This window comes from Shewanella sp. A22, assembly GCF_053850585.1.
In genome coordinates, this window is record NZ_JBSQBN010000171.1 from 1 (window position 1) to 7,631 (window position 7,631).

General features: G+C 37.3%; 4 protein-coding genes. 3 read left to right on the top strand and 1 reads right to left on the bottom strand.

What is annotated here, in order from left to right; all coding sequences use genetic code 11:
- From ACWXWT_RS19285 to ACWXWT_RS19295, 3 genes are all read left to right on the top strand, one after another.
- A partial coding sequence (locus ACWXWT_RS19285; RefSeq protein WP_456043194.1) for a tyrosine-type recombinase/integrase occupies window positions 1-3,113 on the top strand: 3,113 nt, incomplete at its 5' end.
- A 196-nt stretch (window positions 3,114-3,309) separates the two neighbouring features.
- Entirely contained in the window at window positions 3,310-3,993 is a 684-nt protein-coding gene (locus ACWXWT_RS19290) for a DUF6933 domain-containing protein (protein WP_456043195.1), read from the top strand.
- Between the two features lie 431 nt (window positions 3,994-4,424).
- A complete protein-coding gene (locus tag ACWXWT_RS19295) occupies window positions 4,425-6,230 on the top strand; it encodes a retron Ec67 family RNA-directed DNA polymerase/endonuclease (protein WP_456043196.1) in 1,806 nt (601 codons plus the stop codon).
- A gap of 170 nt (window positions 6,231-6,400) precedes the next feature.
- Here ACWXWT_RS19295 and ACWXWT_RS19300 read toward each other — a convergent pair whose 3' ends face one another.
- Window positions 6,401-6,715, bottom strand: a complete 315-nt coding sequence (locus ACWXWT_RS19300; RefSeq protein WP_456043197.1) for a transposase domain-containing protein — start codon at window positions 6,713-6,715, stop codon at window positions 6,401-6,403.
- Window positions 6,716-7,631: the final 916 nt, after the last annotated feature.

Below are 7,631 nucleotides of genomic sequence, written 5' to 3' on the forward strand. Positions count from 1 at the left end.
CTCAAAGCAAAGCTGAAGATGATACTCAAAGCAAAGCTGAAGATGATACTCAAAGCAAAGCTGAAGATGATACTCAAAGCAAAGCTGAAGATGATACTCAAAGCAAAGCTGAAGATGATACTCAAAGTAAAGCTGAAGAAGATGCTTTAAGAAAAGTTGAAGAGGATTTTTATCAATCTTATAACAATTTACTTGGGCATTTAAAAAAACGAATCATCCTATCGGAAACAAAAATTTTACCTGCTGAGCTAGAGGCATTAATTGCGCAACTTAAACCAGCGGTGTTGAGTAAGCAAACGCAGTTGTTGATTTTGCAGTCAATACTCAACTATGCCAAAAAGCATCATGGTATTGATTCTCCTAACATACCGTCGATTATTACTCTTAAACGAGATAAACCCATTATATCGCCAGTTGAGCTCGTCCAGCTGCCAATTGTTGATATGCTTTTCTCGTTACTCGATAAAGAATTAATTAGCCCAAATAGAGCTCTATCTAATAACGAAAAACTAGGTCGTTCTGCTCTGTTGGTATATTTAACCGTTAACGTAAGCGATACTCAAGAGCTTATGTCTATTCTTGAACATCCACAGGATGTGTTTTACGTCGGCGGAATTTGTTATTGGCAAAAACAGCAGATAACAACTGCTCAATCACGATACATTTTAAGTGATGTTGCAGTAATGGCATTACAACAATGGGCTAACGTCAAACAAAGTGTATCAAAAATCCAAGCTTGCATTGTAAAGTATTTAAACACGACATCTGAGTTTGATTGGTCAGATCTATCAATGCTTCAACTATGCACTCTTCGAAAAATTTATAACATACTGCATTTAGGACCAGTGCAGTATCAAATGTATTTTTTACCCAGTATGAGCCAAGCATTAGCAGATTATGCTTTTATACGGATTTTAACTGATAAAGCATGCTTACATTTCGAGCCGCATTTGTTAGGGGCAAGTGATTTAGGCACAAACGAATTTAAGCCATGGCGACTTGTGGCGAACAAAAACCATTGCTTTATCGATATTGATGCCACATTAAAACAACTAGATGGCATTTATTCAGCTTTAAGCAAGAAAACATCAAGATCAGCATGTTTAGATACTTTAAGTAAAAAGCTTAAGTCATTAGATGTCACCGCCAATCCTTACCTCTGGCTGCTATGCTCTTGGTTATTCTCACTGTTAAAAAATGGAGGTACCTACAAGCGCCGATTAAAGTTGGCCACTGCAGTGGATTATGTCAAAAGCTTGAGCAATCCGTTTCTCGTCGTATTTAGTACGTGCGATATAGGGTTATTATCGGGAGAGGATTGGGCTAATAAACTGAATGAATCCTCTGACGTTTTTACCTCAGCCCAACGAAAAAAATATGTGTATTATTTTGCACAGTTTTTAATAGAAACAAATTTAGTTCGAGATCTCTGCCTATCCGATATCGATGTTATTGGTAGTTCTAGTGAAGTTGACGCGAATTTAATTTCACCAAGTCATATTGATGAAGTATTGAAATATTTTTTAGATCATATTCATGATGGTCTTATCTATCAATATGCTTATTTTTTGTTATGTTTTTGCTTTTACAGCGGCTTGCGAAGGAATGAAGCTGCAAAATTAACCTGGGCTGACTTTTCATTTGCAGTCAATACGCCAGCCAAAGATGCATTTGACTATGTGCAGCTTTCGGTTAGACCCAATCAGCATCGCTCACTGAAAACGACTTCTGCTCGTCGTGAATTACCATTAGATGCGCTTTGGCCAAAGACAGCCATTGAAAAGTTACGGGTGCGATATCAAATACAGCAACACTCAGGTGCAAACAAAAAGGCGCTATTGTTTGAAGATGCGACTCGAGTCAATCAGGCTTATGAGTTAATAACAGATTTAATCCGTCACTTTACTCAAGACTACACTTTACGAATTCATCATCTTCGTCATAGTTTTGCTAATTGGTCTTGGTGCCGCTTAAATCCAAGAACCATAAAGCAGGGGCGTGTACAACTAACGATATTCGGTCATCAAATATTCGATGATGATTACCTACAACGGTTACAAAGCAGATTACGCTTTAATATGAATAGCCGTAAAAAAATGTTCATCTTGGCTCATCTGATGGGGCATAAAGATGTTCAATCAACGTTAAATAGCTATTTACACCTTAAAGATATTTTGTACTACTTAGACTTAAAGCCTTACTTTACGTTAACTAAGTATTTTACTTCAGAATGTGTTGGGCGAGTATCTTGGCTAGAACCAGAGTCGGGCTTAAGTTTGGCTGAAAGGTTAAACTATTACACTCGAGATACAGAAGCGAAATTAGCAATAAAGCCTGCACCATTAACGTCATCCTTATCGGTGCCAACATTTTCAACGTATGACAAAGAAATAAAACCAAATATTGAGATAAGCAGCATGACTTGGGCTCGTGCACTGAACGCCTTGAAAGTCAGCTCGGTTATCGAGTCTTCTCAATATTACAATGTTCCACTCGAAGAGTTACAGCAACTACTTAATAATGCTGAGCAAATACATCAACATTACCCGCGCATAGGTAAGCGACTTCCATTGATCCCAGCCTTTCCAAGATTACATAATGCCGAATATGTTGCCAAAGCTGATGCAACTGTTGCTAAATCCAGTAAAGTATTTATGTATCTTTGCGACAAATTCGATAAGAGTATAGGGGTTGAACCGTTAACCTTAGCTAACGTGAGGTTGAGCATGGAAATATTAAAATACGCCGTACCAGGTAAAGGTTATGAGTTGAGGTGTCCGGACTCAACATTATCAAGAATGTTTATGCGTTTTTGTCAACTTTTAGGCTTAAAGGGTAGGCATTTAGTATTCACGTTTTACAGGGCCGATTTAACTATTGAAGAGTCAAAGCACATTGAAATTCGGTGGAAAAAAACAATCTCAGATTTTGGTTTTAATCCTAAAAACTTTTTTTTTGCAAAAGAGGATCAAGGACTCTACTTAGGTAACCATGATGGTAATGGTTTTTTAGAAATCGCATTGGTCAACAATGGATATAAGCAGCCACAACGACATCAAAGCATATTTAGCTTTTTGCATTTTCTACTGATTTTGAGCTATGAGAACAAATAAAATGTTAGCTTACTTATGTCCCATTCCAATTCAGTGCTGCTTTCCCTAACATTTTTCAGTTTCCTCATTGCCTAAACTATTATAATGCGATAAACCATAAAATATTCCTCATATTTAGTATGAGTGATCATGTAATGCGAGTAAAAATAGAACACCATGACGATGGTGATGTACTATCAAAAATAGGTAATACGAAATGTTAGTTTTTAACTTCACCAAAGCCGCAGTAGAGTTTTTTACGGTTACACGTCAAGGCCAAAAGGTTTCAGATCTAGAGCCTGCGCCACATAAAACCATCGCAGAGTCGATTGAAACGCCTGTTTTTCCAAACGGTGTTGATACCGACAACAATGGTGAATTTCAATGGCAGTGGGTACTACATTGTGTATCCATTAAACGCAAAAGATACTTAATGGCGATGGATTATCAAAGTCGTTTTTGTATAACAGTACTAGCAGGAAAGAAAGGTGATATTTATCAGTTTCTCAATACCTTTGAGCCAATGCTAAAGGCGTGTTTTCACAGTCTAGCCAATGAAAGCGGTGTTGATACGGTCGAGGTAGAGAACTGTGTTGACCATTATGACAGAGAAGTTAATGACTGTGCCTTCTACCCTCGAAGTGACCGTAGCGTGCAAGCTCACCTAAATGACGTTCATTGGCATCTTGAACGTCACTGCTATGAAGATGGAATGTTACTTGAAGATGTTGATCTACTTGGCTTTAACTTATTTTCAGGTCAGTTTCCTCGTAATAGTAAGCACAAGAAGGAGCACTTTTTCCCTAATGAAGAATTTGTTAACCAGTGGCAACAGTGGGCATTAAAGCCTCAACCAGTGGATATGAGTAATGTCATCGTGTTAAGCCATCGCAGACAATAGAGGATAAGAATAACTTTTTGTAGCGACTCAGCTGACACTCCCCGCCTAAAAGCTTCTCTGCAAATTGAGCAAGTTAAAAGAGGTAATTGATCAAGTAAGTTTGAGCATGCTTAATAACGCGTTGATGTGCAAAGGCGTGCCAGTCGAATACTGCTGGCACATTTATGCCCCAAAACAGGCTGGAGTAAATACTCCACTCAGATTTTGTTGGAATACATTTGCCCTACCAAAAGTATCAATATTGGCATGTTTTTCTTTTAAATATTTTTTCTTTCAAAAAGTTAACTCTTATTGTACATTGGATTTGGCTCACATGCAGATTTGTTGGTTGCGTTTCGCAACCTGTGACAACATGGTCCAAGTGACTCGCCTTCTCGGATTGCTCCATATTGCTTTCCTGAATTACTCGCTAGCGGCGCGTAAGAGTGCATGTGAGCTACTTTTTTGCTTTAACGATTAAAGAGTGTAATTTGATTCATAGAAGAAACTATTTATTACTTAAACAAGCTAAAACAAAACCTCAATTAGCATCGATATTGGGCGTTTCAGCTGCTTTTCTTACCAGAACCTTGTATAAACCTGGTGTAGAGTCACACGTAAATTCGCACTATCATCAATTCGATATTACTAAAAAATCAGGTGGTGTCAGAACAATCAGTGCACCATCAGATGAGCTGAAAGACCTACAACGTAAATTGTCAGATTTACTATTGGATTGTAAAGCGGTTATTCATCTTGATAATAAAGTTGAATGCACTCTTTCACATGGCTTTGAACGAAAAAGATCCATAATTACAAATGCTCGTATCCATCGTAACAAAAAAAATGTATTGAATTTGGATTTAGCTGATTTTTTTGGAAGCTTCAATTTTGGTAGAGTTCGTGGATATTTTATTGCCAATAGAGACTTTAAATTAGATCCGCATATAGCAACCATTATTGCTCAAATAGCTTGCTACAAAGACACTCTGCCTCAAGGCAGTCCTTGCTCTCCAGTGATTGCTAATCTCATAACTAACAGTCTTGATATTAAACTGTCAAAGTTAGCTAAAAGAAATGGGTGTTCTTATACAAGATATGCTGATGACATAACTTTTTCTACTAGGAAAAAAACTTTTCCAACAGCCATTGTTAAAGACGTTGAAAATATAACACTAGGTTCAAAAGTATTAGGTGAGATAAGGCGTGCAGGGTTTGCAGTAAACCCCACAAAAACTAGGTTACAATTTAAAGATTCTAGGCAGGAAGCAACCGGCTTAGTTGTAAATAAAAAGGTCAGTGTTAAATCAGAATATTGGCGTACAACTAGAGCGATGGCTCACTCTCTATTCAAAACAGGAAAATTTCAAGTTGCCGAACAAGATGATTCTTTTAGAGATGGCCATTTATCAGATCTAGAAGGTCGATTGACGTTTATCGATTCGGTCGACTTTTATAATAACCTAGAAAATAAGAATCACCCTGAGCCAAAATTCGAACCTAAGGTACACAACGGTCTAAATAAGTTTCGTGGCAAACTTAATTCACGAGAAGTTGTCTATGGAAGGTTTCTGCAATATAAGCACTTTTTTGCAAATGAATATCCCACGATATTAACCGAAGGGAAAACAGATAATGTTTATTTAAAAAGTGCTTTAAGTCGCCTTCAAACTACTTACCCTAAGTTAGTTAACCCTAAATCAGCTAAAGCAAAGTATTCACCAAAGCTAAAGTTCCCTAATTTAAATCGTAAAACTATGTATTTACTCGATCTTGGTGATGGTGCGACACCATTTGTAAGATTTGTTCAAAGATATGCTGATGATTTAAAATACTATGAAAGCAAGAAAGCGAAAAATCCAGTAATCTTAGTGCTTGATAATGATACAGGTCCTAAAGAATTATTAAACCATTTAGTTAAAAAAGTTAAATCATGTCCCAATGACATAGCAACGTTAAAAAGAAGCGGGTTTATTCACTTGTTCCATAATCTGTACCTTATTCTGACACCTCTAAATGCTGGAGGAAAAGATTCAGCAATGGAGGACCTTTTTGATGCTGCAACTCTCGGTAAAACTATCAATGGAAAAACTTTTTCAACAGCGAACCATTTTGATGATACTAAACACTTCGGAAAACATGTTTTTTCCACTAAAATTGTGCGTTCAGGTAAATCAAGCATTAATTTTGATAAATTTAAATATATCTTTGATGAAATTGTGAAAGTAAAAAAACACTTCTCAAAAATTAAAAATTAAAATTGGTCAATAAGTTCAAAGGTTTCTTTGTATCAATTAATGGGTTTCAAGTTGCTTAATTAGTTCTTTGGTCAGCATTTGTTGGTGTTGTTTACCGTTGGTGGAAAGTTTCGAAAACCTTAGAAATTATGTAAGCGCTCAATATTCCGCATGCTTGACAGCTGATGCGATCATTCGACCTTGTTGATGCTCCATGGCAGCAGTGCTTCTATTTCTTCCACTGTTTTAGCATATGGCAGCTTGGTCAGCAAATCATGAAGATACTGATATGGCTCAAGGCCATTATGTTTTGCACTTTCGACGATGCTGTAACATACCGCGCTGGCATGGGCCCCTTGCGGGGTATCCGCAAACAGCCAGGCTTTGCGCCCAACCTCGAACGGGCGAATAGCATTCTCAGCTAAGATATTGCTGATACACAGCTCATCACAGGTGCAGTAAATCGTCAGCTTTTTCCACTGATTCAGCATGTAGTGAATGGCGATGCCCGTTTAGCTATCTTTGGCCACTTTGTTCACGTTGGTGTCGAGGAACGTTTTGATTTCTTTTAATATCGGGATGCTGTTTTGTTGCCGATACGCTTTGATGTGCTCACTATTAACTGAGGGAATTATTTTGACTTATATTGTTACAGAGATGAATTGCAATGAGGTAATTTGCACTCATACATTCGAACAACTTAATGTGCATACTTACGTAAAGTGTTCTAACAAAATGTGCGCTAAACCTCATAAGTTTGTATTACAAGACGGACGAGAAGTTGAAAATGGATATAATTTTTTCTGTCACGGAAATGAGGTTAAAGGCGCGCAAGTAGATCGGTGCTTTAGGCAGTTTATTGTTACTATAGAATAAGTTAAGTTTGTTATAGGCTAACAAGCTTCGCTACACAATTTTAGCCAAGCTTTATCAGCCCAATAGTTGAGCGTTAGCTTAAATGAATTTACACCACTCTGTATAGGGCTCCGTACAGGGCGGTTCATTTAGAACGCCTAACCTATTTTTGGTTAGCTTCTTGTTTCGAGAGTGAACTAAGATCCATCCATCTCTTAATGAACATAAAGCCGCTTTCTTAAGATCGTCATTAGTAATGATAATGTGAGCGGTATAGTTTAGAGCCTAAGCACTAAATGATTCTTGTCCAAAAGTGAGTTTGAAAATGATCAAACTTAATTATCAGAAACTGATATTCGTCCTCAGATAAATTATCAAACAATAGCGGTATTACCGTTCATGACAACCATAATTTTTATCAAACTTTATTATGGTCGTACACAGGGCAAGAGCATGAAAATTCACTTGCCAAATATGACCGTTTCAAGGTAGTCGGGATTACGATTGGCCTTCATTTGTTTTGCTCTTACTCCTTTCTTAAAGGTAATTTCTGATTGAAGTCGATTC

Bases quoted from the DNA above. Each gene is read 5' to 3' on its own strand.
- ACWXWT_RS19290 (WP_456043195.1), top strand. From the start codon at position 3,310: ATGTTAGTTTTTAACTTCACCAAAGCCGCAGTAGAGTTTTTTACGGTT.